The organism is Ewingella sp. C233, from assembly GCF_055407225.1.
Map to the genome: position 1 here is coordinate 1,891,782 of NZ_JBUZRI010000001.1, position 24,694 is coordinate 1,916,475.

Below are 24,694 nucleotides of genomic sequence, written 5' to 3' on the forward strand. Positions count from 1 at the left end.
TTCGCTTTAGTCATAACAGCGCATAGCGCGGGGCCGGTCAATCAACAACATGTTGTTAACAATAAAAAAGGGCATTTTTCCGATCGGTCGCGCAGTATTTATGCAACCCAGCGAAAGAGGAACCAATAATCGTTGAAAAAAGCATCGCCAAAAGACAAGTACAACAATAATTTGCGCAGAAACAGATCCTTGCCCAAAACTTATCCGGCATCTCTTGCATGTTTATGGAAATTAGCAGTAAATAGGTGAGCAACCCAATCCACTGGCTTTAGAGAGGCGATTATGAGTAAAGGAATGGATAGCAAAAAGAATGCGAAGAAGAAGCCGCTGAAAACTCCAGCCGAGAAAAAGGCTGATAAGAAAGCCAAAAAGGCATCCGCGTAACGTTTGGTCTGTAGACTTAGCGCTTCGTATTGAGACAAACCCGCTTATGGCGGGTTTTTTTGTTCTGTTTTGCCCCTGCACACTGAGGATAAAGCCATGAATGACATGATTATTGCGGCCGCTCAATTACGCTGTGCCGCCGGTGATATCGACGTCAATATTCAGCGCCACCTGCAAACAGCAGAACAGGCCGCCGCGCATCACGTTGATTTCCTGCTCTTTCCTGAACTCTCGCTTACCGGTTATGAACCGGATCTGGCCGGGCAGCTCGCGATCACACTGCAGGACCCCCGCCTGGTCGAACTGCGTGAGAGCGCGATAAAACATCAAATGACGCTGGTCTGCGGCGCACCGCTGCGCTCAAGCGATGCAGACGCCCTGTATATCGGTGCCATTATTTTTGCACCCGACGGCACACTGTATTCGTATACCAAACAGCATTTGCACGGACCCGAAGCCGCTATCTTCACGGCCGGTCAGGGTGGACCGCTTATACAGGTGCAACAACACCAGATTGGTCTGGCGATTTGCGCCGATATTCTTTCTGAGACCCACCCGCAACACGCCGCTGACTGTGGTGCGACAGTCTATGCTGCGGGTGTTCTTATCTCGAAAAAAAGCTATCCGCTGGAAAGTGGCATGTTGCAACGTTATGCTGAAAAACACCGCATGGTGGTTATCTTATCCAATCACTGTGCTCCTACCGGTGGCTGGGAACCTGCTGGTCATAGCGCTATCTGGGATGAATCCGGACGCCTAGTTGTTACCGCATCCGCAGGCGACGATGCTCTTGCTATCGCTAACAAAAGTGATGCAGGCTGGCTGGGAGAAATACAGCCCCTGACGCTGACAGCATAATTCCAGTACAACGAGGAGATTTAAGGTATGACATTCCGGGTTATTGATACGGAAACCTGCGGCCTGGATGGCGGCATTGTTGAAATTGCGACGGTCGATGTGATTGACGGCCAGATCGTCCAGCCGATGAGCGACCTCATCAGCCCAGACCGCCCGATAAGTACTGAGGCGATGGCTATCCATCACATCACAGAAGAGATGGTGGAAGGCAAACCGCGTATTGCAGCAGCCATCGGTAAATACCACGGCAGCCCCTATTACGTGGCACACAATGCGGCGTTTGATCGCGGTGTGCTGCCCGAAATGCACGGTGAATGGATTTGTACCTTGAAACTGGCGCGGGCGCTTTATCCGAATATTCGCTACAGCAATCAGTATCTGCGCTACGCGTTAAAACTCGACGTCACTGTGCCCGACGGCCTGTATCCCCACCGCGCCCTGTATGATTGCTATGTCACCGCTGCCCTGCTGCAGCGCATCATCAAGGATTCCGGCTGGTCAGCGGAGAAAATGGTGGAAATCAGTAACAGTCCGACATTACTACGTACGCTGAAGTTTGGTAAATATCGCGGTCAGAAGATTGAAGATATTGCCCAGCAAGATCCGGAATACCTGCAATGGATGCTGAAGTCGATTAAAGACCTCAGTGGCGATATGCGATACAGCCTCGAGCATTTCCTCGAAAAGTGACCGTTAACCCAACGTTAGCCATAAAGAAGGCGACGTTTCCGTCATTGAAAACACCGCCTTCTTGTATCACACGATTAGCCTTTTTCGGCTAATGCCAGCACAAACGCATATTCCAGCGCGATATCTTCGTAAGCCTTGAAGCGGCCAGACTTCCCGCCATGCCCAGAATCCATATCGGTATACATCAGTAACTGATTTTCATCGGTTTTCACATCACGCAGTTTCGCCACCCACTTGGCCGGTTCCCAGTACTGCACCTGTGAATCATGCAGGCCAGTGGTCACCAGCATGTGCGGATAATCCTGCGCTTTCACCTGATCATACGGACTGTATTGCAAAATATAGTCGTAGAAAGTTTTATCGTTCGGATTACCCCACTCGTCATATTCACCGGTCGTCAGTGGAATCGACTCATCGAGCATAGTGGTCACCACATCGACAAAAGGTACTTGCGCGACAATGCCACGATAGAGCTCTGGTGCCTGATTGATCACCGCGCCCATCAGCAGGCCACCAGCACTTCCGCCCATAGCGAACACGTTTTCAGCATCTCCATAACCTTGCGTAACTAACGCTTTGGTTACATCGATAAAGTCATGGAAGGTGTTCATCTTGTTGAGCAGTTTGCCGTCGTCATACCACTGCTGACCGAGTTCCGCCCCGCCCCGGACATGGGCCAGCGCAAAGACAAATCCGCGGTCCAGCAGGCTCAGACGGCTGCCGCTGAAAGCGGGATCCATGCTGCTGCCATAGGATCCGTAACCATAAACCAGCAGCGGATTACTGTTGGCCTTGAAAATGTCGCGACGGTAAACCAGCGAAACCGGCACTTTCACGCCATCACGAGCGGTCACCCACACGCGTTCGCTGCAGTAATTCGCCGCATCAAAACTTTTCACTTCCTGTTGTTTGAGCAGCGTGCGCTCACCGGTGTCCAGATTCAGTTGGAACAGAGAACTCGGCGTTGTCATGGAGGAGTAGCCGTAGCGCAGCAGCGCGGTATCTGGCTCAGGGTTGTACGCCAGCCAGGTGACATACGTCGGGTCGTCAAAAGCCAGGGATTTCTCCTCACCGCTCTGCCAGTGAATCTGACGCAGGTGGGTCAGCCCCTCCTCGCGCTCCTCCACCACCAGCCAGTCGCGGAACAGGCTAAAGCCTTCGAGCATCACCGCTTCACGGGGTGCAATCAGCGTCTGCCACTGTGCTTCTTTGTTGTCAGCACTTTTGTAGAGACCGAAGTTCTTGCCGTCTTTGCTGGTGCTGATATCCCGGTTGGAGCGGATATAGAAATGCCCCTGATAATGGTCCAGCCCGTATTCGTGATCTTTACGTCGGGTCAGGAACATCTGCGGTTTGGCCTGAGGATCGCTGGCATCCAGCAACAGCACTTCTGACGTGGTGGTGCTGTCCAGATGGATCAGGATGTACTTTTCAGAGGTGGTTTTATCCAGCCCGACGTAAAAAGTGTCATCTTTCTCTTCGTACACCAGTTGGTCAGTTTTCGGGTCAGTCCCGACGGTATGACGGTAGACCTGATACGGCAACAGTGTTTTCTTGTGTTTGCGCACGTAGTAAAGCGTTTGCGAGTCATTGGCCCATTCGCTGCCACCGGAAGTATTTTTAAGCACATCCTCGGCCCAGCTGTCATCGGTCAGATTTTTGATACGAATGTCGTACTGGCGGCGGGAGAGAAAATCTTCTGACACGGCCATGCGCTGATTATCCGGGCTGATGTCCAGCCCGCCGAGCGTGTAAAACTCACTATCTTTGGCGCGCTCATTGCCGTCAATCAGGGTTTGCCACGCTTCGCTTTCAGCGGCAGGTTGGCGCAGATAGATCGCGTATTCATTGCCCGGCTCATAACGGGTCTGGTAGCGGAAACCGTGTTTTACATAAGGCACGGAGTGATCCTGCTGGGCGATACGCGCGACCATCTCTTCATACAGTGTCTCGCGCAGCGTCTGATGCGACTGTAACGCCTGTTCGGTCCAGGCATTTTCGGCGGTCAGATAGTTCAGCACATCCGCATCGGTGCGGTCATCGTCACGCAGCCAGTAATAGTCATCGATGCGTGTTTCGCCATGAATGTTCAGCGTTTTTGGGCGTTTCTCAGCCTTCGGAGGTGTCATCATCTCGCCTTATCTCAATGTTCATGATAGTGCCATCAGAGTGACAGGTTTATACAGGGAAACCAAGCGGTAAGGGGTATTCAGAGGGGAATGCAGAGCATGAAAAAAGCGCCGACATGCTGAGCCATGACGACGCTTCGATTGACTGCTGAACAGATTACTGCGGATTGCCGTAGGTAATTTCGCCAAGCTGACAATTGAGTGTAACCGGATAGATTTTGTCTGTACGGTCACCGCGCACCTTCACCGGAATATTCCACTTCGCATTGTCACCGGTAATGCTGTCAGAGGAGATCCAGACGACCGGCGTTGACGTCCCAAGCAGCTTTTTATCCGCATCCCAGCGGGTAATGCGATTTTGCAGGAAATCACGCTTAACCAGCGCAGCGATTTCATCTTTGCTGGCATTACCACAAGGCGCGACTGTTGCGGTACGGTTTTCGGGTTCCGCCGCCTGTGCGATATGCACCACAGTGCTCAATCCGGCCACTGCCACTAATGCGCCAATTATTACTTTTTTCATGTACCGCCTCCTGTTCGCGTTTGTCTGTCCTTGTGACCCCTGCAAGAATGAATATCCTTATTCTGCGTGAGGTCATCATTAACAAGAACATAATAATCCCAGACAAGGACATAACACAACGTTAACATGAAGGCGGTACGTACCGCTGAACCCTAAATAATTGGCGGCTATATCAACGTAAAATAATGGCCTTACAATTCTTGCCCTTGATCTTACCTTCCTGCAAACGTTGCAGCGCTTTTTTGGCACTCTTCTGGCGGATGGCAACGTAGGCATGAATCGGGAACATGTCGATTTTACCGACTTCGGCCGCCGTGAGTCCTGCTTCACCGGTCAGCGCGCCCAGAATATCGCCCGGACGGATTTTAGCTTTGCGGCCACCGTCGATGCACAACGTTGCCATTTCTGGATCCAGCGCCACCGGTGCGGCGGAAAGTACCTGTGCGGCCGGCTGCCAGACTACGGTCTGATGAGTGTAATCTTCCAGCGCGTGAACACGCACCATCTCCTGCGGGGTAACCAGACTGACGGCCAGACCGCTGGTACCCGCACGGCCGGTACGGCCCACACGGTGAACGTGAACTTCCGGGTCAAACGACAGCTCGTAGTTAATCACCAGCCCGAGTTGTTTAATGTCCAGACCGCGCGCCGCAACGTCGGTCGCGACCAGTACGCGGCAACTGCCGTTGGAAAAACGCACCAGCACACGATCGCGGTCGCGCTGTTCGAGGTCACCGTTCAAGGCCAGCGCACTGATGCCTTTCCCTTCCAGCGCTTCATACACTTCCTGGCAGTCGCGCTTGGTGTTACAGAACACCACGCAGGAGGCTGGCTGATGCTGATAAAGCACTGCCGTTAACAGAGCCAGGCGCTGATGACGGTCAGTTTCGATAAACACCTGCTTGATATCAGCAATGTCATCGTCGCCTTCAATTTCAACGTTCAGCGGCTGACGCTGGAATTTGTTACTGATGCGTTCAATCCCGCTCGGATAAGTCGCAGAGAACAGCAATGTCTGGCGGTCCTGCGGTGCGTAGCTGACGACGTCTTCAATATCTTCACTAAAACCCATGTCCAGCATGCGGTCCGCTTCATCCAGTACCAGCACTTTCAACTGGTCGAGCTTGAGCGTGCCTTTACGCAGATGCTCCTGAATACGGCCCGGCGTGCCGACAATAATATGCGCAGGGTGCACCAGCGACTCGAGTTGTGGCCCGATAGCCTGACCGCCACATAAGGTGAGGATCTTAATATTCTGGGTGAAGCGCGCCAGACGGCGCAGCTCTTTGCTGACCTGATCGGCCAGTTCGCGCGTCGGACAGAGAACCAGCGCCTGGGTAACAAACTGGCTGACGGTGATTTTATCCAGCAGGCCAATGCCAAAGGCCGCGGTCTTACCACTGCCCGTTTTGGCTTTCGCGCGGACGTCCTGCCCTTGCAGAATGGCAGGCAACGACGCGGCCTGAATCGGCGTCATTTCGGCATAACCCAGTTCGGTCAGGTTAGAAAGTTGCTCAGCGGGCAAAGTCAGGACGGAAAATGAATGCGTGCTCAAGGCGATAACTCTTTATGTAAGGCAGAAAATTCGGGGCAGCGGCAGAAAATATGACGCCATGGTTTGGGATAAATGATAACAGAACCACGGCTTCACTGCCTTACTCACCGGGCGCCGTGGGTAAAAAACCCGTGAAGATTATTGACCACCTGATGAAACGGCCGCCGCGCAATCGTTTTCGTCGCCAAGATTTTCGGATATACTGCGGCCGACCGGTTCAGGCTAGCGGTAATTTTCCGCCCTGCAATGCGGTGTCAGCACACATTCTCAACCTCCACAGATCTGGGTACGAAGCTATGTTAACCATCGGTACTGCACTGCGCTCTGGCGCGACTCGCGTGATGTTATTAGGTTCCGGAGAACTGGGCAAAGAAGTGGCCGTCGAGTGCCAGCGTCTTGGTCTGGAAGTGATCGCCGTTGACCGTTATGCCGATGCGCCAGCGATGCAGGTCGCTCACCGCAGCCATGTGATCAATATGCTCGACGGCGATGCGCTGAAGCAGATTATCGAGAGTGAACGCCCGGATTTTATCGTGCCTGAAATTGAAGCTATCGCCACCAGTATGTTGGTGGAGCTGGAGCAACAAGGCCACAACGTAGTGCCTTGTGCAGAAGCGACGCGCCTGACAATGAACCGCGAAGGCATCCGTCGGCTGGCTGCTGAAACGCTGCAACTGCCGACCTCAACCTACCAGTTTGCTGACGATGAAACCTCGTTCCGTGCCGCGGTGGAAAAGATTGGATATCCGTGCATCATCAAGCCGGTGATGAGTTCATCGGGCAAAGGCCAGAGCCTGATCCGCAGTGCTGAAACCCTGCAACAGGCGTGGGACTACGCCCAACAAGGCGGTCGTGCGGGTGGCGGACGGGTGATTGTTGAAGGGCTGGTGAAATTTGATTTTGAAATCACCCTGCTGACCATCAACGCCGTGGACGGTATTCATTTCTGCGCACCGATCGGTCATCGCCAGGAAGATGGCGACTACCGAGAGTCATGGCAGCCTCAGCAGATGAGCGAACTGGCCCTGCAACGCGCCAAAGACATCGCGGAACGCGTCGTTAAAGCGCTGGGGGGGAAAGGATTGTTTGGCGTCGAGCTGTTTATTTGCGCAGATGACGTGGTATTCAGCGAAGTGTCACCGCGTCCGCACGACACCGGCATGGTAACGCTGATTTCGCAGGACCTTTCAGAGTTCGCCCTGCACGTGCGCGCATTCCTCGGCCTGCCCATCAGGCAGATCCGCCAGTTTGGTCCGTCTGCATCTGCGGTTATCTTGCCGGAACTGAACAGCAACAACGTCTCGTTCAGCGGGCTGGAGCAGGCGCTGGCCGGTTCAAATCAGGTGCGTTTGTTCGGTAAGCCGGAAATCCAGGGTAAACGTCGTCTGGGCGTGGCGTTATCGATTGGTGACAGCGTTGAGGAGGCGGTGGAAACGGCGAAACAGGCTGCAGCGGCAGTCGTTGTAAAAGGCTGATCCCTGCGCCGCTTTCGTTGTCACCTTGTAAAAAAACCGGGCCTGCGAGGGATCCGGTTTTTTATTGCCGTTTTTAATAACAGATGGATGTTTATTCGTCTTCGTCGTCAAAAATAACGGTAACGCGATCGCCTTTGTGCTTGGCGCGAATTTCCTCTGCTACCGTGGCAATGGCTTCGCCACTGCTCATTCCGCCGGCCATCATATCGCGGATACGGTCGGCGGCCTGTTCCTGTTCGCTGTGTGAAAGTGAAGGCATACCTGTAAGCATGGGAGTGTCCTGTATCTGGGTTATGGCTGGAAATCGGGTGGAAGCCACGCGGGTTATGCGCAACTGCCATCATTGACCGGACAGTATACGCCTTCTTCTTCCGCTGGCCTATGGCGCAGAAATTTATGCTAGGATCACAACCTGTCCCGACATCCGCCAGAACCGTGAAATCGTCCATGCAACCTGCTCAGTCCGTCACATTTTATCCACTGGAATATCAGCCTGATGCCCTGCTCACGCAGTTTGCTCCGCTCTCTTCCCTGCCCTGGGCCATGCTGCTGCATTCCGGTTCGGCAGAGCATGTGCATAACCGCTTCGATATTATGGTTGCTGACCCGTTGATCACACTGACCACGCGGGGCGCACAAACTGAAATAGCCACGCTAAGCAGTACCGGATTCAGTGATACCGACCCGTTTTCCCTGATAGAGCAGCAATTAGTGCAGTCCGGACTACAAGCTGAACCGCATCCGGACTTGCCCTTTTTGGGTGGCGCGCTGGGGCTGTTTGGTTATGATCTGGGCCGCCGCATTGAAACGCTGCCTGCCACGTCCCTGCGAGACATCGATTTGCCGGACATGGCGGTGGGAATTTATGACTGGGCGCTGATTGCCGATCACCATTTACAGCGCCTGACACTGGTGTGTCATGGGGATGTGCAAATGCGTCTGGCGTGGCTGGAACAACACGCATCACCCGCGCAATTCAAGCCTCTCAAGCTGCACGGCGACTGGCAGGCCAACATGAGCCGCGAAGAGTACGGTGAAAAATTCCGCCAGATTCAGGACTATCTGCACAGCGGCGACTGTTACCAGATCAATCTGGCCCAGCGTTTCAGCACCCGTTATTCCGGCGATGAGTGGCAGGCATTCCTGACGTTAAACGCCGCCAACCGTGCTCCCTTCTCGGCATTTATCCGTTTGCCGGAAAACGCCGTACTCAGCCTTTCGCCTGAACGCTTCCTGTGGCTTGAAAACCAGCGCGTACAAACCCGCCCGATTAAAGGCACGTTGCCCCGTCTGGCGGATAAACAGGCCGACGCAGAGCAGGCACTGCGGCTCTCCACCTCAGAAAAAGATCGCGCCGAGAACCTGATGATCGTCGATTTGCTGCGTAATGATATCGGCCGCGTCGCGGTACCGGGTAGCGTGCGCGTGCCGGAACTGTTCGTGGTCGAACCTTTCCCGGCAGTACACCATCTAGTCAGTACGATCACGGCTCAATTACCGCCAGCGTGCCACGCCAGCCAACTGCTGCGCGCCTGCTTCCCCGGCGGTTCTATCACCGGTGCGCCGAAAGTGCGCGCCATGCAGATTATCGAACAGCTTGAACCGCACCGCCGCAACGCTTACTGCGGCAGCATCGCCTATATCAGTTGCTGCGGTACGATGGACAGTAATATCACCATCCGCACCCTGCTGACCGAAGGCGAAAATATATATTGCTGGGCAGGCGGCGGTATAGTTGCAGACAGTCAGGAGCAGGCCGAATACAAGGAAACTTTCGATAAAGTCGCCCGCATTCTTCCACAGTTAAAAGGGCAACCGCAGGGAGAACCGCAGCCTTGATCCTTTCTAACGCTCAGCCGGACTCTTCCCGTTACTCACCGGCCGTGCTGGAGTTCATCCGCCGTTTTCAGTTGCAGTTGCCGGCATCGCCCGCGCCTGCGGTACGCGGACACCGGCACGCAGCGGTACTGATCCCGATCATCTGCCGTGCGCAGCCGACGCTGCTGCTCACCCGGCGTTCAGACTTTCTGCGCAAACATGCCGGTCAGGTGGCGTTCCCCGGCGGTGCGGCTGACGCGTCAGATACGTCACTGATATTTACTGCCCTGCGGGAAGCTCACGAAGAAGTGGCGATCCCTCCGGCTGACGTGACCGTGTTAGGCACGCTGGCACCGCTCGACAGCAGCAGCGGATTTCAGGTTACGCCGGTGGTGGGATTATTACCGGTGGATGTGCCGTTACACCCGTGCGAAGACGAAGTGGCAGAGTTATTCGAAATCCCGCTTGAAGAGGCGTTTGATCTCGCCCGCTACCATCCGCTCGATATTCACCGACGAGGAATACATCATCGTGTTTACCTCTCCTGGTACCAGCAGCAATTTGTCTGGGGGCTGACCGCCGCCATTATCCGGCGTCTGGCGGAACAGATCCGTGCCTGATGGCCAGCCCTCGCAACCAAAAAGTTACAAGTGCATCACATTTTCGCATCAAATTAATTTATTTCATGCGAAAAAAGCAACTTTCCGTCACAAGCCCTTTTAGACTGTGTGTTAAGTCATGCATAAAACTGCGATAATCCACTATCAATTAAGTGTTACACAGTAAATCTATCCGGGCATGGCGCTCATTTCAGTGCCATCTCCCAAAACAGGAGTATTCGACGTGATTAGCGTTTTCGACATGTTCAAGGTCGGGATTGGCCCTTCCAGTTCCCATACTTTGGGCCCCATGAAAGCCGGTAAACAGTTCGCTGATGACCTGCTTGAAAAGGGCATGCTCCCTGACGTGACGCGTGTAGCTGTGGATGTCTACGGTTCACTCTCACTGACCGGAAAAGGGCACCACACCGATATCGCCATTATTCTCGGTCTGGCAGGCAATAAGCCTGACACCGTAGATATTGACGGCATTCCGCACTTTATCCGTGATGTTGAGCAGCGCGAACGCCTGCCGTTAGGTGAAACCCATCACGAAGTGGATTTCCCGCGTGATACCGGCATGGTATTCCGGGGGGAGAATTTGCCTAAGCATGAAAATGCGATGCAGATCCACGCCTTTGCCGGCGATAAACTGCTGTACAGCAAAACCTATTATTCTGTTGGCGGCGGTTTTATCGTGGACGATGAACATTTCGGCCAGCCGGTTCTCAATGAAGTGAGCGTGCCTTACGCCTTTAATTCGGCCAGTGAAATGCTGGCAAAATGCAAAGAGAACGGGCTGTCTCTGTCAGGACTGATGATGCAGAACGAACTGGCTCAGCACAGCAAGCAGGAGATCGAACAGTATTTCGAAACCATCTGGCACACCATGCAGGCCTGTATCGATCGCGGCCTGAATACGGAAGGTGTGTTGCCAGGTCCGCTGCGCGTGCCGCGCCGTGCGTCAGCGCTGCGCCGTATGCTGGTCTCTAACGACAAACTCTCCAATGACCCAATGAATGTCATTGATTGGGTCAATATGTTCGCGCTGGCGGTGAATGAAGAAAATGCCGCCGGTGGACGGGTGGTGACTGCGCCAACCAACGGCGCCTGCGGGATTGTCCCGGCCGTACTGGCTTATTATGATCAGTTTATTGAGCCGGTCAGTGCGGATATCTATCTGCGCTATTTCCTCACCTGCGGGGCCATCGGCATTCTGTATAAAATGAATGCATCGATCTCCGGGGCTGAAGTGGGTTGTCAGGGTGAAGTGGGTGTGGCCTGTTCAATGGCGGCAGCGGGACTTGCCGAATTACTGGGCGGAAGCCCGGTGCAGGTATGTATTGCTGCTGAAATTGGCATGGAGCATAACCTGGGGCTGACGTGTGATCCGGTTGCCGGTCAGGTGCAGGTTCCCTGCATTGAGCGTAACGCCATTGCCTCGGTCAAAGCTATTAACTCGGCACGTATGGCGCTGCGTCGTACCAGTGAACCGAGGGTGTCACTGGATAAGGTTATCGAGACAATGTACGAAACAGGCAAGGACATGAACGCTAAATACCGTGAAACCTCCCGGGGCGGACTGGCTATTAAAGTACAATGTGACTAATCAGTCGTGCCTGTAGTCTGCCTGCAGCATCCCTTTTCTTTGGCGAAAACCGGGATGCTGCCGCAGGAAATGTTTTACACCGCCGCGCACACGGTAAAATCGGCTCTATTAACAAAAACCCTCTGTATTATCTGGAAAACTCTTTCCCGGCTCTTGCTTTCGACCTCCGTGCTGCGGCATTCTGATTGCTTTGCGAAACACAGATTGCCTCAACTTTTCCGGTTACGAAAATCCAATTAAACCAATAAGCCGCTATAACCAGTGAAGGCATAAATAAGGGTGATCATAAGTGACAACGTCACACTTAAGAAAAACATCGAAAAACAAGGATTAACACGATGCCTTTCAACCAGATTGCGCTTGCGAAATATCGCTACTATCGTCTGGCTCTGGCTGCAGCGATGGGATTGCTGACGCTTTTCCTGACGCTGGGCATCCGCATTTATGAACAGACACGGGTGATCAGTCAGGACCAGCAGCGTGTTGCCCGCCACACGATTTCAAAACTGGAAACCTTGTTACAACCCGCCAACTCCGTCTCCTTCGACCAACTCATTCAGTCCAGCCCAAATTGTTCCTCCCAGCAGCCGGTGTTGCAGCAAGTGGTTGCGCGCTTACAGACGCTGCGGGCCATTGCGCTGGTCCGGGATGGAAAAATTCTCTGCTCCAGTCTGGCTGGCGAAGTGAATTACGATTTTAATCAGTTGTTACCGCAACTGGCGCAGGGTGACAGCCATCTCCAGCTGCGTGCTTCCATGATAACACCCGACGCTATCCCGACACTGGTGTTATGGCGTCCTGAAGGCAGCGATAACCGCAACGGACTGTTGTTCGTCTATAACATCGGCGTGCTGGCTAATTTCCTGCTTGAGCCCCAGCCCCCTTATGCTAGCAGTATTGTGCTTAACGTCCTGAAACACAGTCTTGAATACGATAAAAATCAGATCATCCCCCGCGACACGCTGGAGCAAACACCGATACTTTCCGCCCGTTCCGGCAGCTACGACTTCTCTGTTTCTATTTATGGTGATGATGCGGCCACGCTGGCCTGGAGTGAGCTGCCGACGCATCTGCCGCTCTCCCTGCTGATAAGCCTGCTGACGGCGATTGCCATTTACCTGCTTTCCGGCAGCCGCATCAGCCTCGCCTACCCTATCAGCCACGCCATTTCTCACCGGGAATTTCAGGTCTACTGTCAGCCCATCATTAACAGCGCCGACGGCCGCTGTGTCGGCGTTGAAACACTGATGCGCTGGAAGAACCGACGTCAGGAGTGGGTATCCCCCGATGTGTTTATTCCACTGGCTGAACAGCACGACCTGATCATCTCGCTGACCCGTTATCTGATCAAACAGGTGAGTGAAAATCTTGCGCTGTTCCCTGCCCGCCCCGATTTTTATATCAGTATCAATGTCGCCGCCCAGCACTTTAATGACATGGTGATCGTCGATGATATTCGTCAGTTATGGTTATCCGCAGAGCCTGAGTTGTCGCTGATGCTGGAGCTGACAGAGCGGACCCGTTTGCAGGAACTCAGCACCGAGCAGATAAGCGCACTTAAGGAGATGGGCGTGATGCTGGCCATTGACGATTTCGGCACCGGGCACAGTTCCCTGAGTTACCTGAAGACCCTCAATCCTGATGTGCTGAAAATTGATCGCGCCTTTACCGCCTCCATCGGCACAGATGCCATCAATGCAACCGTGACCGATACGATTATCACCCTCGCTCAGCGGCTGAATCTGAAACTGATTGCCGAGGGCGTGGAGACCCGCGAACAGGCCGAATATCTGCGTAAGCGCGAGGTTGATTCATTGCAGGGTTACTATTTCGCCCGACCGATGCCCATCGACATTTTCCCGTTATGGCTGGAGCGCTATGAAAAAGCTGATTTTTCGGTCTCTTCGCTGTGATTTATGCGGGCTGAAAGGCATAAAAAACGGCGACCGAAGTCGCCGTTTTTATTCATGCAAAAGTACGCAATAACAGAATTATTCGTCTTCGCGCCATTCATCCATTTTGGCTTTGGTAATACGTACTCGGTCAATACGGTACTCCGAGACGTCGAGGATCTCAAACGTCAGCGGCGGCATGCTGATGATTTCACCAGCCTCCGGCATCTGCCCCGACTGGGAGAGCAGGAAACCGGCCAGAGACGCATAATCCGCCGTCGGGCTGACCAGGTCAGTGGTATCGAGTACCTGTTGCAGCAAGTGCAGATCGGTCCCGCCTTTGGCGATCCAGCCGTCACCGTCAACGATCACATCCGGCGTTTCGTCTTCATCCGGGAACTCACCTGCAATCGCCTCAAGGACATCAAGCGGTGTGACCAGCCCCTGAATTACACCAAATTCATTGCTCACCACCACCAGACGCCCTTTTGCCCTGCGCAATACGGCCAGCAGGTTGATGACATCCATGGTTTCCGGCACGACTATCGGCGGCGTTTTTTCCGCGAAAGCCACAATGTTCTCACCGTTTTCCAGCGCCACCAGCAGGTCTTTCGCGCGCACGACACCAATCACATCGTCTAGCGAATGACGGCAAATCGGGAACAGGCTGTGCGGTGTGTCCAGAAGTTGCATGCGGATTTCCGCCGGAGAGCGTTCACAGTCAACCCAGGAGATCTCCGTGCGCGGCGTCATGATGCTGCGCAGCGAACGCGAGGCCAGCGTCAGAACACCGCTTATCATATGGCGCTCTTCTTCGGCGAAAGTCTCTTTACCCGGTTGCTTCTGCTCTTGCTCGTCATCTTCATCCTGATGCTGCCGCTTACCTCCCATCAGCCGTTGAATCGCTTCTGCGGTACGTTCACGCATTGGCCGGTTCGACTGGCTTTTAAGGAAGTTCCTGCGGGCAATCTGGTTAAACAATTCAATCAGAATGGAGAAGCCGATCGCAGCGTACAGATAACCTTTCGGAATGTGGAAGCCAAAACCTTCGGCAATCAGACTCAGGCCGATCATCAGCAGGAAGCTTAAACAGAGCACGACGACGGTAGGATGGTTGTTCACAAAGCGCGTCAGTGATTTGGAAGCGAGCAACATCACGCCCATGGCGATCACCACGGCGGTCATCATCACGGCCAGATTGTTCACCATACCGACGGCGGTGATCACCGCATCGAGCGAGAACACAGCGTCAAGCACCACGATTTGTGCCACCACTGACCAGAAACTGGCGTAGCCGCGGTTGTTATTACCATGGCTTTCATGCCCTTCCAGCCGCTCATGCAGCTCAGTCGTGGCTTTGAATAGCAGGAATAATCCGCCTAGCAGCAAAATTAAATCACGCCCAGAGAAACTGAACTGCGCGATGCTAAACAGCGGCGCCGTGAGTTTCACCATCCATGAAATCAGCGATAACAAGCCAAGACGCATGATCAGCGCCAGCGACAATCCGATGATGCGGGCTTTATCACGCTGTTTTGGCGGAAGTTTATCCGCAAGGATGGCAATAAACACCAAGTTGTCGATGCCCAGAACAATTTCGAGTACGACTAATGTCAGCAAACCGACCCAAATCGATGGGTCCATTAAAAATTCCATATCAGGTCCCGTTATGAGCAGTTGGATAAATAAGACGCAATACGTTCCCACCAGACAATGTCTGTGAGTAGTGATCAGTGGGGATCAGTGGAAACGCTTTCAATGCGACGATAACCCGACCTGATAAGGTGAAGTTGCCGGAAAAAAGAGGTGATGATTTAGAGGATAAGTGACGTCGGTGACAGTCCATAGGGAGGGCTGAGGCCCGATACTCCTGTTCAATTATTGGGAAAACAACTCTATCAGGAATCATTAATCTGGAAAAGAACGTTTTTTTACCGGCAGCATCGTTTTGTAACACCTATGCTGTTTTTATATGCAATGTGGTAACGCATTCACTTTCGGTATTTCAATAACAGACGGAAGTCACAAAATTTATTTTTTCACACACTAAAATAAATCGGGTCGCACAACCTGTTGAGGTTCTGCAGTACGGCCTTTTTATTGTTTATCAGAAAGTAACGCCATACACGCAAGGATGTTTTGAGTCTGGCACTCAAAAAACATAGCGCAAGGACAGCAAACATTCGCTGAAGGAATAAAAAGCGGCGAATGACATCAGCACCATCACTTATGTGCATAACCCTTTCGCGGGTTAACAGAGGAGGTAGCGAGTGAGTATTGCTATTATCATCGGCACGCACGGGTCAGCAGCCGAACAGCTGCTGAAAACAGCGGAAATGATTTTAGGTGAACAGGATAACGTTGCCTTTATCGATTTCGTTCCCGGCGAAAACGCCGAAACATTGATTGAGAAATACACGGCAAAGCTGGGCGGGCTTGATACCAGCAGCGGCGTTCTTTTTCTGGTCGATACCTGGGGAGGCAGTCCGTTTAATGCCGCCAGCCGTATCGTTGTCGATAAAGAAAACTATGAAGTCGTCACTGGGGTCAACATCCCTATGCTGGCGGAAACTTTCATGGCACGTGACGACAATCCGTCCTTTTCGGAACTGGTTGCCATCGCCGTTGAAACCGGTCGTATCGGTGTCAAAGCCCTGAAAACCCCTGAACCGGCAACTGAAACTGCTGCCGTTCAACCCGCTGTTGCTGCACCTAAGGCAGCGGCGCCTGCCAAACCTACTGGTCCTAACGACCACATGAAAATCGGTCTGGCCCGTATCGATGACCGCTTGATTCATGGTCAGGTTGCGACCCGTTGGACCAAAGAAACCAATGTTAACCGCATCATTGTTGTCAGCGACGAAGTTGCTGCCGACCACGTGCGTAAAACATTGTTGACTCAGGTTGCTCCTCCGGGTGTGACTGCACATGTTGTTGATGTGGCTAAAGCTATCCGCGTGTATGACAACCCAAAATATGCTGGCGACCGCGTCATGCTGCTGTTCACCAACCCAACCGACGTCCTGCGCGTTGTGGAAGGCGGCGTGAACATCACCTCGGTGAACATCGGGGGTATGGCCTTCCGTCAGGGTAAAACTCAGGTGACAAACGCCGTTTCCGTCGATAAAAAAGATATCGATGCATTCAATCAATTGAATGCAAAAGGTATTGAGCTTGAGGTGCGTAAAGTCTCTTCTGACAGCCGTGTGAAGATGATGGATCTCATTAATAAGATGAATTAATAAACTCAGCGAATTAAAGCCACGGACTCCCTCAACGTTGTCTGTTTTTGATGAGCTTATTTTACTCAGCGTTTTTTTGGTCATAGGAGAAGTGCAATGGAGATCACCACACTACAGATTGTGCTGATATTTATTGTTGCATGTATTTCCGGGATGGACTCCATCCTGGATGAGTTCCAGTTCCACCGTCCGCTGGTGGCCTGTACCTTAATCGGTATTATTCTCGGTGATATGAAAACCGGGATCATTATCGGTGGTACGTTGGAAATGATTGCTCTGGGTTGGATGAACATTGGTGCCGCCGTGGCGCCCGATGCCGCTCTCGCCTCGATAATTTCAACCATTCTGGTTATTGCAGGCGGTCAGTCGGTCGGCGCGGGTATTGCCCTTGCTATCCCACTGGCAGCAGCAGGCCAGGTTCTTACCATCATCGTTCGTACTATCACCGTTGCCTTCCAGCACGCGGCTGACAGTGCCGCAGAACGCGGTAATTTAAGTACGCTCTCCTGGATCCACGTTTCGGCGCTGATCCTGCAGGCAATGCGTATCGCTATTCCTGCCGTTATCGTGGCTGTGTCTGTTGGTACCGAAGTTGTTCAGGTTATGCTCTCCTCTATCCCAGAGGTCGTCACCAACGGTCTGAACATCGCAGGCGGCATGATTGTCGTTGTCGGTTACGCGATGGTCATCAACATGATGCGCGCTGGCTATCTGATGCCGTTCTTCTACCTCGGTTTCGTTACCGCTGCTTTCACCAACTTCAACCTGGTTGCACTGGGTGTGATTGGTGTGGTTATGGCAGTGCTGTACATCCAGTTGAGTCCTAAATACAACAAGTCTGCGAATGCAGCGGGACCAGCACAGGGTGTTAACGATCTCGATAACGAATTGGATTAAGGGTGAAAGAAATGGTTGATCAAACTGCAGTTAGCCAAACCCCAGAAAAGAAACTGACGCCAGGCGATATCCGTGGTGTGTTCCTGCGCTCGAACTTGTTCCAGGGTTCATGGAACTTCGAACGTATGCAGGCACTGGGCTTCTGTTATTGCATGGTTCCGGCGATCCGTCGCCTCTATCCGGAAAATAATGACGCACGTAAAGCCGCCATTAAACGTCACCTGGAGTTCTTTAACACCCATCCTTATGTTGCAGCCCCTGTGCTCGGCGTTACGCTGGCGATGGAAGAACAACGTGCCAATGGCGCGCCAATTGACGATGCGGCCATCAACGGCCTGAAAGTCGGCCTGATGGGTCCGTTGGCCGGTGTCGGTGATCCGATTTTCTGGGGTACTGTTCGTCCGGTGTTCGCAGCCCTGGGTGCCGGTATCGCGATGAGCGGCAGCCTGCTCGGTCCGTTGCTGTTCTTCGTCCTGTTTAACCTTGTACGTCTGATGACCCGTTACTACGGCGTGTCTTACGGCTATACCAAAGGCGTCAATATCGTTAACGATATGGGCGGTGGCTTCCTGCAAAAACTGACTGAGGGGGCGTCGATTCTTGGCCTCTTTGTCATGGGAGCCTTGGTTAACAAGTGGACGCACGTCAACATTCCACTGGTGGTATCAACGATAACCGACCAGACAGGCAAAACTAATATTACGACGGTGCAAACCATCCTCGATCAGTTAATGCCGGGCCTGGTTCCGTTGTTACTGACCTTCGGTTGTATGTGGCTGTTGCGTCGTAAAGTGAATGCGCTGTGGATCATCATTGGCTTCTTCGCCATTGGTATCTTCGGTTACTGGATTGGCCTGCTAGGTCTTTAATAGCAGATAAAACCGGGGGATACTCTCCCCCGGTTTTTTTATGCCCGCTGCTTGGGCTATCATGTTGTCCCGCCGGTTGTACACCCGGTAAGTCCGCTGGAGAAGTTCCATGTCCGTCACTGATATCGTCCTCGCCCTTTTCTCTCTGCTGCTGCTGGCGTATGCCGTCTACGATGAATTCCTGATGGGAATGAATAAAGGGGTCACTCGCCTGAAGGTGAATTTACGCCGTCGCAACAAACTGGACTGCATTATCTTCATTGGTCTGCTGGCGATTTTGCTCTACAACAACATCAATACTCAGGGAACGGTGGTCACTAACTATTTATTAATTGCCCTAGCGCTGATCGCTTTCTATATTTCGTTTATCCGCTGGCCAAAATTGTTGTTTAAAGAAACCGGCTTCTTTTATGCCAACGCCTTCATTACTTATGACCGGATAAAAGCGATGAACCTTTCAGAAGATGGCATTTTAGTGATTGATCTGGAACAGAGAAAATTATTAATCCGCGTGAACAACATGGATGACCTCGAAAACATCTACAACTTAATGATTGAAAATCAGTAGGTTATAATAAATATGCTATAGGCTATATTTGATAGCCTTATATTTAATTTATATCCTTTAGCCACAAATATATATTCGTCATTACATCCACTCTTTGTGAGTTTATTATTTAATCAATGTGATTAATGTGTGTACTTAATGAAAATAATTATCCTAAAGAAACCCAATCCTTATTTTATTTGTTGTTGCTCTTAATTTAAATATTATGTTAAGGTTGCGCCGTCATTTGGGGAGTAGCCGGTTTTTGCATCATTTTGCTCTACGCAAAGCGTGTGGAAACGCCCGTATCAACATACTCGTTTTAACAATAAAACGTGGTACGGGCAGCCAGGAGGTTGGCGAGACCATAGACGCGTAGCTCCGTCGTAAGGTTGGGGGTGGGCTACGTGTATATGGAAATACCCGGCCGAGGTTACTCTCGTGAATTTATCCGCTACGCTTATTTTGGCCTTTGGCATGTCGATGGATGCTTTCGCTGCATCAATTGGTAAAGGTGCCTCCCTTCATCGTCCACGCTTTAGTGAAGCCCTGCGTACAGGTCTTATCTTTGGTGTTATCGAAGCCATTACTCCGCTGATTGGCTGGGGTATTGGTCTGGTCGCCAGCAAATACATCATGGCATGGGATCACTGGGTTGCATTCAGCCTGCTGTTTATCCTCGGCGCACGTATGATTGTCGAAGGCCTGAAAAATAAACCCGAAGAAGAGGCTACCAGCCAGCGCAGTCACGGCTTCTGGATCCTGGTAGTGACCGCGGTAGGCACCAGCCTGGATGCCATGGCGATCGGCGTTGGTCTGGCCTTCCTGCAGGTGAACATTCTTCATACTGCGTTAGCCATTGGCATGGCGACCATGGTCATGGCGACCATCGGTATTATGCTCGGTCGGTTTATTGGCCCATTATTGGGTAAATGGGCTGAGGTTCTCGGAGGGGTGGTGCTGATTGGTATCGGCTTTAATATCCTGCTAGAACACTTAGGCTATATTGGCTGATTCTACAGATGACACGTCATCAGATTTGCGCTGATGCACTCTGATGACGAAATCTGTTTCGCAGGAAAATAAAGTTTCATTTTTCAATGCTGCCCTCACCTCTTCGGTGGAGCGCCACGCAAAAGGCGTCATCTGCAACAAATCAAAAGCATCAGAACCGCTGAGTGTCATCGTGTACGCCAGCGTCTCAGAGCGGATCCGCTCAAACCCTGCCAGCTGTTCATCCATTTCTGCGTGTAACTGCACCTCTGAATAAATACAGGCCTTAAGCTGATACAGATGCCGCGGACCGGGGGCCACTGTTAATACCAGTCCACCGGGCTTAACCGCACGGTACAACTCTTCGGCCTTACAGGGCGCATAAATCCGTAGTACGGCATCGAGGGATCCGTCGGCGAACGGCAGCCGATGACTGGATGCCACGCAAAATTGCGCATTGTGATAGCGCTTGGCCGCATTCCGGATAGCCACTTTCGCCACATCCAGTCCAAACACCGTCATCGCCCTGCTGTGCATGAGCCGGCTCGCTACGTCAGTGGTGTAATACCCTTCGCCACAGCCGATATCCAGCAATTTCTCTGCATCAGCGGGTAGGACCTCATCGAGCAGTTGCGCGATGCGATTGCGTAAAAGCTGATAATGACCGCCATCTAAAAAGTTGCGCCGCGATGCCATCATCTCAGGACTGTCGCCCGGTTGTTTCGACCGTTTATGCTGAACAGGCATCAGATTGACATACCCTTCTTTCGCATGATCAAACTGATGATTTTGCGGACACCGCCACTGTTTATCACTAAGGCTAAGTGGTTGATGGCAAAGCGGGCATTGATAACTCATGAAAGATCCAAAAGAGTGGTAGGCGCGGGATAACATAATGTCACCAAGTCTAAAGAAGCCCACTGTCAGTTGCAACCACTGGCATCGCAGTGAAAAAGCCAGCTACACTGAGGGCCTGTGGCTTTCTCTATTGAAGTGATTTCATATGACTGATATTTCGGCCTTACTCAGCCAGATCCCAGGGATACATCACGGTTTTGGCGATAAAAGCGCCCTTCTTCCCGCTGTACTCCAGCCGTTTGAAGCAACGCGTCCTAACAAGAAACAGGTGCATGGCGTGCGGATCGTGGACGTGGTCGAACCCGCGCAGGAAAGCGGAGAAGCCGACGGTTTTTATACCGACCAGCCCGGTATTCTGCTGACAGTTTTCAGCGCTGATTGCCTGCCGGTGATCTTCAGCAGAAAGGATGGAAAGCGCGTTGGTGTGGTACATGCCGGATGGCGCGGGCTGAAAGACGGGATTATTGAGAAAATGGCTGAGCGCATCAGTCAGGATGGTTCAACAGCTGACTGGGTTGCTTGCGTCGGGCCTGCGGCCCATCCATGCTGCTATGAGGTGAGCCAGGCGTTAATTGATGAGTTTCTAACGGAACTCGACCTACCGCCTGCATTGATGAGCCCTTCGCACCGGCATTTAGATCTTGCCGCGATTGCGCAGGCTAAGCTCGACCAGTTGGGCTTTGCCTTAATTGACCGTGCAGGCAGCTGTACGATCTGCAGTACGGTGACTGACGCTTCAGGCCACGCAGGTCACAAATACACCAGTTTTCGCCGCAACAGCCATCAGAGGGCTAAAGATCCCGCACATCCAGGTATCAGCGGCAGAAATCAGCAGTCGGGCATCATCATCATTCCAAACTGACAGACACAAAAAAACCCGCACATGGCGGGTTTTATTACAGCAGAAGCTGCTTAGATAGCCATTACGTTAACGGCTGAAGGGCCTTTCTGGCCGTCTTGGATTTCAAACTCTACGTTCTGGCCTTCGGCCAGAGTTTTGAAGCCGTTACCCTGGATTGCAGAAAAGTGTACGAACACGTCTTTGCTGCCGTCAGCAGGAGTAATGAAACCAAAACCTTTAGATTCGTTGAACCACTTAACTTGACCTTTGATCTTTGCCATCTTGAGTATTTCCTTTGGATTGTTTTAACCGCCCTGAGGCGTTACATAGACAAACTAGAGTCGTTACTGCTTGAGGCACTAAGATATAAATCGGCAGAGAAGCGGTATTCAACGATAACGTTTTTACTCAGGTCTTCTTTACTGAAAATGCCACACATATACAGAACCGTACCTCGTTTTACCCAGATGCGTTATCACATACTCTGAATTCGATGGCAAGCCATTTTTAATCAGTGATGGACATGTCGCACATATTTGTGTCGGTTAACGGCTCTTACTCTCCAGCTAAGCTGAAATATGTTGATAGACATGCTTTTTTCTGCTTAACAGTTCAACAAGCCCGTCGCTCAAAACAATAACGACCAGCAGTGATTATTGATCATTTAATGCCGAACTATAAGCTTAAAACAGACTTGTATTTGAATTTTTATCTTTTAAGTTATGCCTGAAAGTACGGGGCTACTGTTTGCCCCGATGCCAGTGGCTTGCCGTTTTATGTCCCTTTATCTGCCCGGCACATCCTTGCTGTATCAGTGTAGCCAACCTTGTATGTCATAATTTTCTCGAGACGGCTGGCAACCCAACGCTCATTTTTCATCCAGAAGAGTGAATTATTCACAAAGCCATGACTGACTGGTTATGCATTAACCAAAAGGGGCGTGATACCCCCGTTTGGTGCAACAGTTTCCCGATGGGTGAATAAGTTGCACCCTAGTCGTGAAGGTGGCTGACAAATTTTTTTAATAATCGACTGCAAGAAATACGGGGATATTTGAAAGAGAAACCTCAAATAAAGAACATTATAATAAGTGCTCAGACTGGTTTTTAACAATATGATGAAATAATGATGACCTGAACGTTAAATTAGTGTTGATCGTCGTGAGGCTCTATTTGTGTCAGAGGAAAAGATGAATTTCATTTTTTGGCTAAAATAAATAATTAACCGTGACACACATCACGGTTTTATTTATTGACCGGAAAGAACCGGCTACAAATAGCGCTTAAACCAGTCTTTGCGGGTAACCACAGAGTTCCGGGAGGCTTAGCCAGCGGCTCCGGACTCAGGTCACTTGCCGCTTCAATCTGGCAAAATACTTTGCCCAATTTTCAGCGCAACAAAATGGGGGGCAACATGGTCATGGCCCTCTTTAGCTTGTGCTAATTCCTGCAAAGGTTCATCCAAGGATTCGTCGGCTAATTCAAACACTCCCCAATGTATCGGTACAGCTTTTCTGCATTTCACTTCTGAAAAGACGGTCACGGCCTGTTGCGGGTCCATATGTTGCGCATTCATGAACCATCTTGGTGCATAGGCGCCAATCGGTATCGCAGCCAGATCAAAAGGCCCCAACCGGTTACCAATCTCTTTAAACTGGTTGCTGTAACCGCTGTCACCGGAAAAATAAAAACGCAGCGCGTCGCTGACTACCACCCAACCACACCACAGGGAACGGTTGCGGTCCCAGGGTGTACGCATACTCCAGTGCCGCGCTGGAACCGCGTGAAAAGTCAGACCACCGATTTTATGCTGCTGCCACCAGTCGAGTTCCTCCACATGATGGGCACCCTGACGTTCAATCCAGCGCTTCATACCCAACGGCACAATGAAAATCAGTTGAGGGAAGCGTCCGAGAAGTTGTTTTATGGTGGTTTTATCCAGATGATCGTAGTGATTATGTGAGAGAACAACGTAATCAATCTGGGGTAAGTCAGCCACGCAGGCAGCGACTGGGGTTTTCCTTTTCGGACCATAAAATTTCAGTGGCGAAGCGCGGTCAGAAAGTGCCGGATCAGTTAGCACAGTTTTGCCGGCAATACGGAGCAGCAGACAGGCATGCCCTAAGAACCACAGCCGGTCATCCGTGCCGCTAAAATCCGCCTTTTGCCACCACTGAGCAATAAATTGCTGATAGCCCATCCGGGGCGGTTTGGGTAACTGCTGTGCTTTGCGCTCGCGCTGCCACCGTTTAAAGTCACCGTACTCATGAGGATGGGGTTCAGGGTTTGTGAATCCTTCGGGCGTGTGGTGCGCCAGGGAAGGATTGTAATAGCGGTTTTTGACGGTCATAACACTCCAGCGGTTTCACCTTATTAAATCAGGGTTACAGTGTTTAGGCCTTGTCCTGATGACAAGACGCCACTATTTAGTAGCATGAATCTCGCAAATATTATGTTGCAGAACGTGCAAGAGCCTGTGGTCTGTGTCGCTGCTAGTGACAAAATGCCCGTCCTTAAGCAAATCTTAAGATGACTTTGTTGTTATGGTGGCCAGTAACTCAAGGAGGCAATATGACTCAACATAATTTAAACCGCCCGCAGGGTGGCACAGGACGTTTTCAAAGCGCCTTTACTGTGCAGCGCCAGTACTGGGCACTATGGCTCAAATCACGCCTGCGCCGGACAAGGATGCCGCAGACTTTTATGATGTTAGCTGGCGTGATGCTCAGCGCGCTGGTTCTTTGCGCCGTCATGGCGACAATCGTTATCTTTGATATCGTCATGTTGTTGGTTTCAACAATGCAAAATCCCTTCCGGCACAAAAACAACCTGCGCTTCCCGACGGTCAGAGCCAATGCCTGACAGGAACGTTGACGCAAAAAAAACCGCGCTGAAGCGATCTCTCCGGCGCGGTTT

The 24,694-nt window shown here is 51.8% G+C and carries 23 protein-coding genes and 1 riboswitch; of the genes, 14 read left to right on the forward strand and 9 right to left on the reverse strand.

Translation table 11 applies throughout. The features are described 5' to 3' along the window. The first annotated feature begins 480 nt into the window (after positions 1 to 480). Entirely contained in the window at positions 481 to 1,242 is a 762-nt protein-coding gene (locus ACZRKO_RS08560; RefSeq protein ID WP_463736776.1) for a carbon-nitrogen hydrolase family protein, read from the forward strand. Positions 1,243 to 1,269: 27 nt separating this feature from the next. Further along, positions 1,270 to 1,932, forward strand: a complete 663-nt coding sequence (gene exoX, locus ACZRKO_RS08565; protein ID WP_463736777.1) for an exodeoxyribonuclease X — start codon at positions 1,270 to 1,272, stop codon at positions 1,930 to 1,932. A gap of 74 nt (positions 1,933 to 2,006) precedes the next feature. Here exoX and ACZRKO_RS08570 read toward each other — a convergent pair whose 3' ends face one another. The 3 genes from ACZRKO_RS08570 to dbpA form a co-directional block, all read right to left on the reverse strand. After that, complete coding sequence (locus ACZRKO_RS08570; protein ID WP_463736778.1) at positions 2,007 to 4,064, reverse strand: S9 family peptidase; 2,058 nt, start codon at positions 4,062 to 4,064, stop codon at positions 2,007 to 2,009. 154 nt (positions 4,065 to 4,218) lie between these two features. After that, positions 4,219 to 4,584, reverse strand: a complete 366-nt coding sequence (yebF, locus tag ACZRKO_RS08575; protein ID WP_463736779.1) for a protein YebF — start codon at positions 4,582 to 4,584, stop codon at positions 4,219 to 4,221. 172 nt (positions 4,585 to 4,756) lie between these two features. Continuing rightward, complete coding sequence (gene dbpA / locus ACZRKO_RS08580; RefSeq protein WP_463736780.1) at positions 4,757 to 6,139, reverse strand: ATP-dependent RNA helicase DbpA; 1,383 nt, start codon at positions 6,137 to 6,139, stop codon at positions 4,757 to 4,759. Positions 6,140 to 6,435: 296 nt separating this feature from the next. Here dbpA and purT point away from each other — a divergent pair, with 296 nt between their 5' ends. Next, on the forward strand, positions 6,436 to 7,614 hold the full coding sequence (gene purT, locus ACZRKO_RS08585; RefSeq protein WP_463736781.1) for a formate-dependent phosphoribosylglycinamide formyltransferase: 1,179 nt from the start codon (positions 6,436 to 6,438) through the stop codon (positions 7,612 to 7,614). A 91-nt stretch (positions 7,615 to 7,705) separates the two neighbouring features. Here the strand turns inward: purT and ACZRKO_RS08590 are convergent, their stop codons facing one another. Further along, the gene (locus ACZRKO_RS08590) at positions 7,706 to 7,885 is read right to left on the reverse strand and encodes a YoaH family protein (RefSeq protein ID WP_463736782.1); all 180 of its coding nucleotides are present in this window, start codon (positions 7,883 to 7,885) and stop codon (positions 7,706 to 7,708) included. A gap of 176 nt (positions 7,886 to 8,061) precedes the next feature. On the opposite strand from ACZRKO_RS08590, the gene pabB reads away from it, so the two are divergent. The 4 genes from pabB (at position 8,062) to ACZRKO_RS08610 (ending at position 13,553) form a co-directional block, all read left to right on the forward strand. Continuing rightward, the gene (pabB, locus tag ACZRKO_RS08595) at positions 8,062 to 9,453 is read left to right on the forward strand and encodes an aminodeoxychorismate synthase component 1 (RefSeq protein WP_463736783.1); all 1,392 of its coding nucleotides are present in this window, start codon (positions 8,062 to 8,064) and stop codon (positions 9,451 to 9,453) included. Continuing rightward, the gene (locus tag ACZRKO_RS08600; RefSeq protein WP_463736784.1) at positions 9,450 to 10,052 is read left to right on the forward strand and encodes a CoA pyrophosphatase; all 603 of its coding nucleotides are present in this window, start codon (positions 9,450 to 9,452) and stop codon (positions 10,050 to 10,052) included. Before pabB ends, ACZRKO_RS08600 begins: the two co-directional genes overlap by 4 nt. Before the next feature lie 223 nt (positions 10,053 to 10,275). Continuing rightward, the gene (locus tag ACZRKO_RS08605) at positions 10,276 to 11,640 is read left to right on the forward strand and encodes an L-serine ammonia-lyase (RefSeq protein WP_463736785.1); all 1,365 of its coding nucleotides are present in this window, start codon (positions 10,276 to 10,278) and stop codon (positions 11,638 to 11,640) included. Between the two features lie 338 nt (positions 11,641 to 11,978). Continuing rightward, a complete protein-coding gene (locus tag ACZRKO_RS08610) occupies positions 11,979 to 13,553 on the forward strand; it encodes an EAL domain-containing protein (protein WP_463736786.1) in 1,575 nt (524 codons plus the stop codon). 78 nt (positions 13,554 to 13,631) lie between these two features. Here ACZRKO_RS08610 and ACZRKO_RS08615 read toward each other — a convergent pair whose 3' ends face one another. Next, positions 13,632 to 15,188, reverse strand: coding sequence for a TerC family protein (locus ACZRKO_RS08615; RefSeq protein WP_463736787.1), 1,557 nt, complete (start codon positions 15,186 to 15,188; stop codon positions 13,632 to 13,634). A gap of 614 nt (positions 15,189 to 15,802) precedes the next feature. Here ACZRKO_RS08615 and manX point away from each other — a divergent pair. The 5 genes from manX to mntP all read left to right on the forward strand — a co-directional run bounded on the left by manX (position 15,803) and on the right by mntP (position 20,101). Then, on the forward strand, positions 15,803 to 16,774 hold the full coding sequence (gene manX / locus ACZRKO_RS08620; RefSeq protein ID WP_463736788.1) for a PTS mannose transporter subunit IIAB: 972 nt from the start codon (positions 15,803 to 15,805) through the stop codon (positions 16,772 to 16,774). 96 nt (positions 16,775 to 16,870) lie between these two features. Then, positions 16,871 to 17,671: a PTS mannose/fructose/sorbose transporter subunit IIC gene (locus ACZRKO_RS08625; protein ID WP_463736789.1), complete on the forward strand. Its 801-nt coding sequence runs from the start codon at positions 16,871 to 16,873 to the stop codon at positions 17,669 to 17,671. A gap of 11 nt (positions 17,672 to 17,682) precedes the next feature. Beyond that, complete coding sequence (locus ACZRKO_RS08630; RefSeq protein WP_463736790.1) at positions 17,683 to 18,540, forward strand: PTS mannose transporter subunit IID; 858 nt, start codon at positions 17,683 to 17,685, stop codon at positions 18,538 to 18,540. A 109-nt stretch (positions 18,541 to 18,649) separates the two neighbouring features. After that, positions 18,650 to 19,108, forward strand: coding sequence for a DUF986 family protein (locus ACZRKO_RS08635; RefSeq protein ID WP_463736791.1), 459 nt, complete (start codon positions 18,650 to 18,652; stop codon positions 19,106 to 19,108). Between the two features lie 215 nt (positions 19,109 to 19,323). Next, a riboswitch (yybP-ykoY riboswitch) is annotated at positions 19,324 to 19,526 on the forward strand. 2 nt (positions 19,527 to 19,528) lie between these two features. Further along, the gene (gene mntP, locus ACZRKO_RS08640) at positions 19,529 to 20,101 is read left to right on the forward strand and encodes a manganese efflux pump MntP (RefSeq protein WP_463736792.1); all 573 of its coding nucleotides are present in this window, start codon (positions 19,529 to 19,531) and stop codon (positions 20,099 to 20,101) included. On the opposite strand, the gene rlmA is transcribed toward mntP, so the two are convergent. After that, the gene (rlmA, locus tag ACZRKO_RS08645; protein WP_463737512.1) at positions 20,084 to 20,938 is read right to left on the reverse strand and encodes a 23S rRNA (guanine(745)-N(1))-methyltransferase; all 855 of its coding nucleotides are present in this window, start codon (positions 20,936 to 20,938) and stop codon (positions 20,084 to 20,086) included. The two genes, mntP and rlmA, sit on opposite strands and share 18 nt — an antisense overlap. Before the next feature lie 145 nt (positions 20,939 to 21,083). On the opposite strand from rlmA, the gene pgeF reads away from it, so the two are divergent. Continuing rightward, positions 21,084 to 21,800 (forward strand): peptidoglycan editing factor PgeF, encoded by a 717-nt coding sequence (pgeF, locus tag ACZRKO_RS08650; protein ID WP_463736793.1) that lies wholly within the window; start codon positions 21,084 to 21,086, stop codon positions 21,798 to 21,800. A 50-nt stretch (positions 21,801 to 21,850) separates the two neighbouring features. On the opposite strand, the gene cspE is transcribed toward pgeF, so the two are convergent. The 3 genes from cspE to ACZRKO_RS08665 form a co-directional block, all read right to left on the reverse strand. Further along, on the reverse strand, positions 21,851 to 22,060 hold the full coding sequence (gene cspE, locus ACZRKO_RS08655; RefSeq protein ID WP_140472021.1) for a transcription antiterminator/RNA stability regulator CspE: 210 nt from the start codon (positions 22,058 to 22,060) through the stop codon (positions 21,851 to 21,853). Positions 22,061 to 22,101: 41 nt separating this feature from the next. Continuing rightward, positions 22,102 to 22,218, reverse strand: coding sequence for a DUF2627 domain-containing protein (locus tag ACZRKO_RS08660; RefSeq protein WP_140472023.1), 117 nt, complete (start codon positions 22,216 to 22,218; stop codon positions 22,102 to 22,104). Positions 22,219 to 23,138: 920 nt separating this feature from the next. Continuing rightward, positions 23,139 to 24,128: an MBL fold metallo-hydrolase gene (locus ACZRKO_RS08665; RefSeq protein WP_463736794.1), complete on the reverse strand. Its 990-nt coding sequence runs from the start codon at positions 24,126 to 24,128 to the stop codon at positions 23,139 to 23,141. Between the two features lie 221 nt (positions 24,129 to 24,349). Here ACZRKO_RS08665 and ACZRKO_RS08670 point away from each other — a divergent pair, with 221 nt between their 5' ends. Further along, on the forward strand, positions 24,350 to 24,640 hold the full coding sequence (locus ACZRKO_RS08670) for a hypothetical protein (RefSeq protein ID WP_463736795.1): 291 nt from the start codon (positions 24,350 to 24,352) through the stop codon (positions 24,638 to 24,640). Positions 24,641 to 24,694 lie beyond the last annotated feature (54 nt).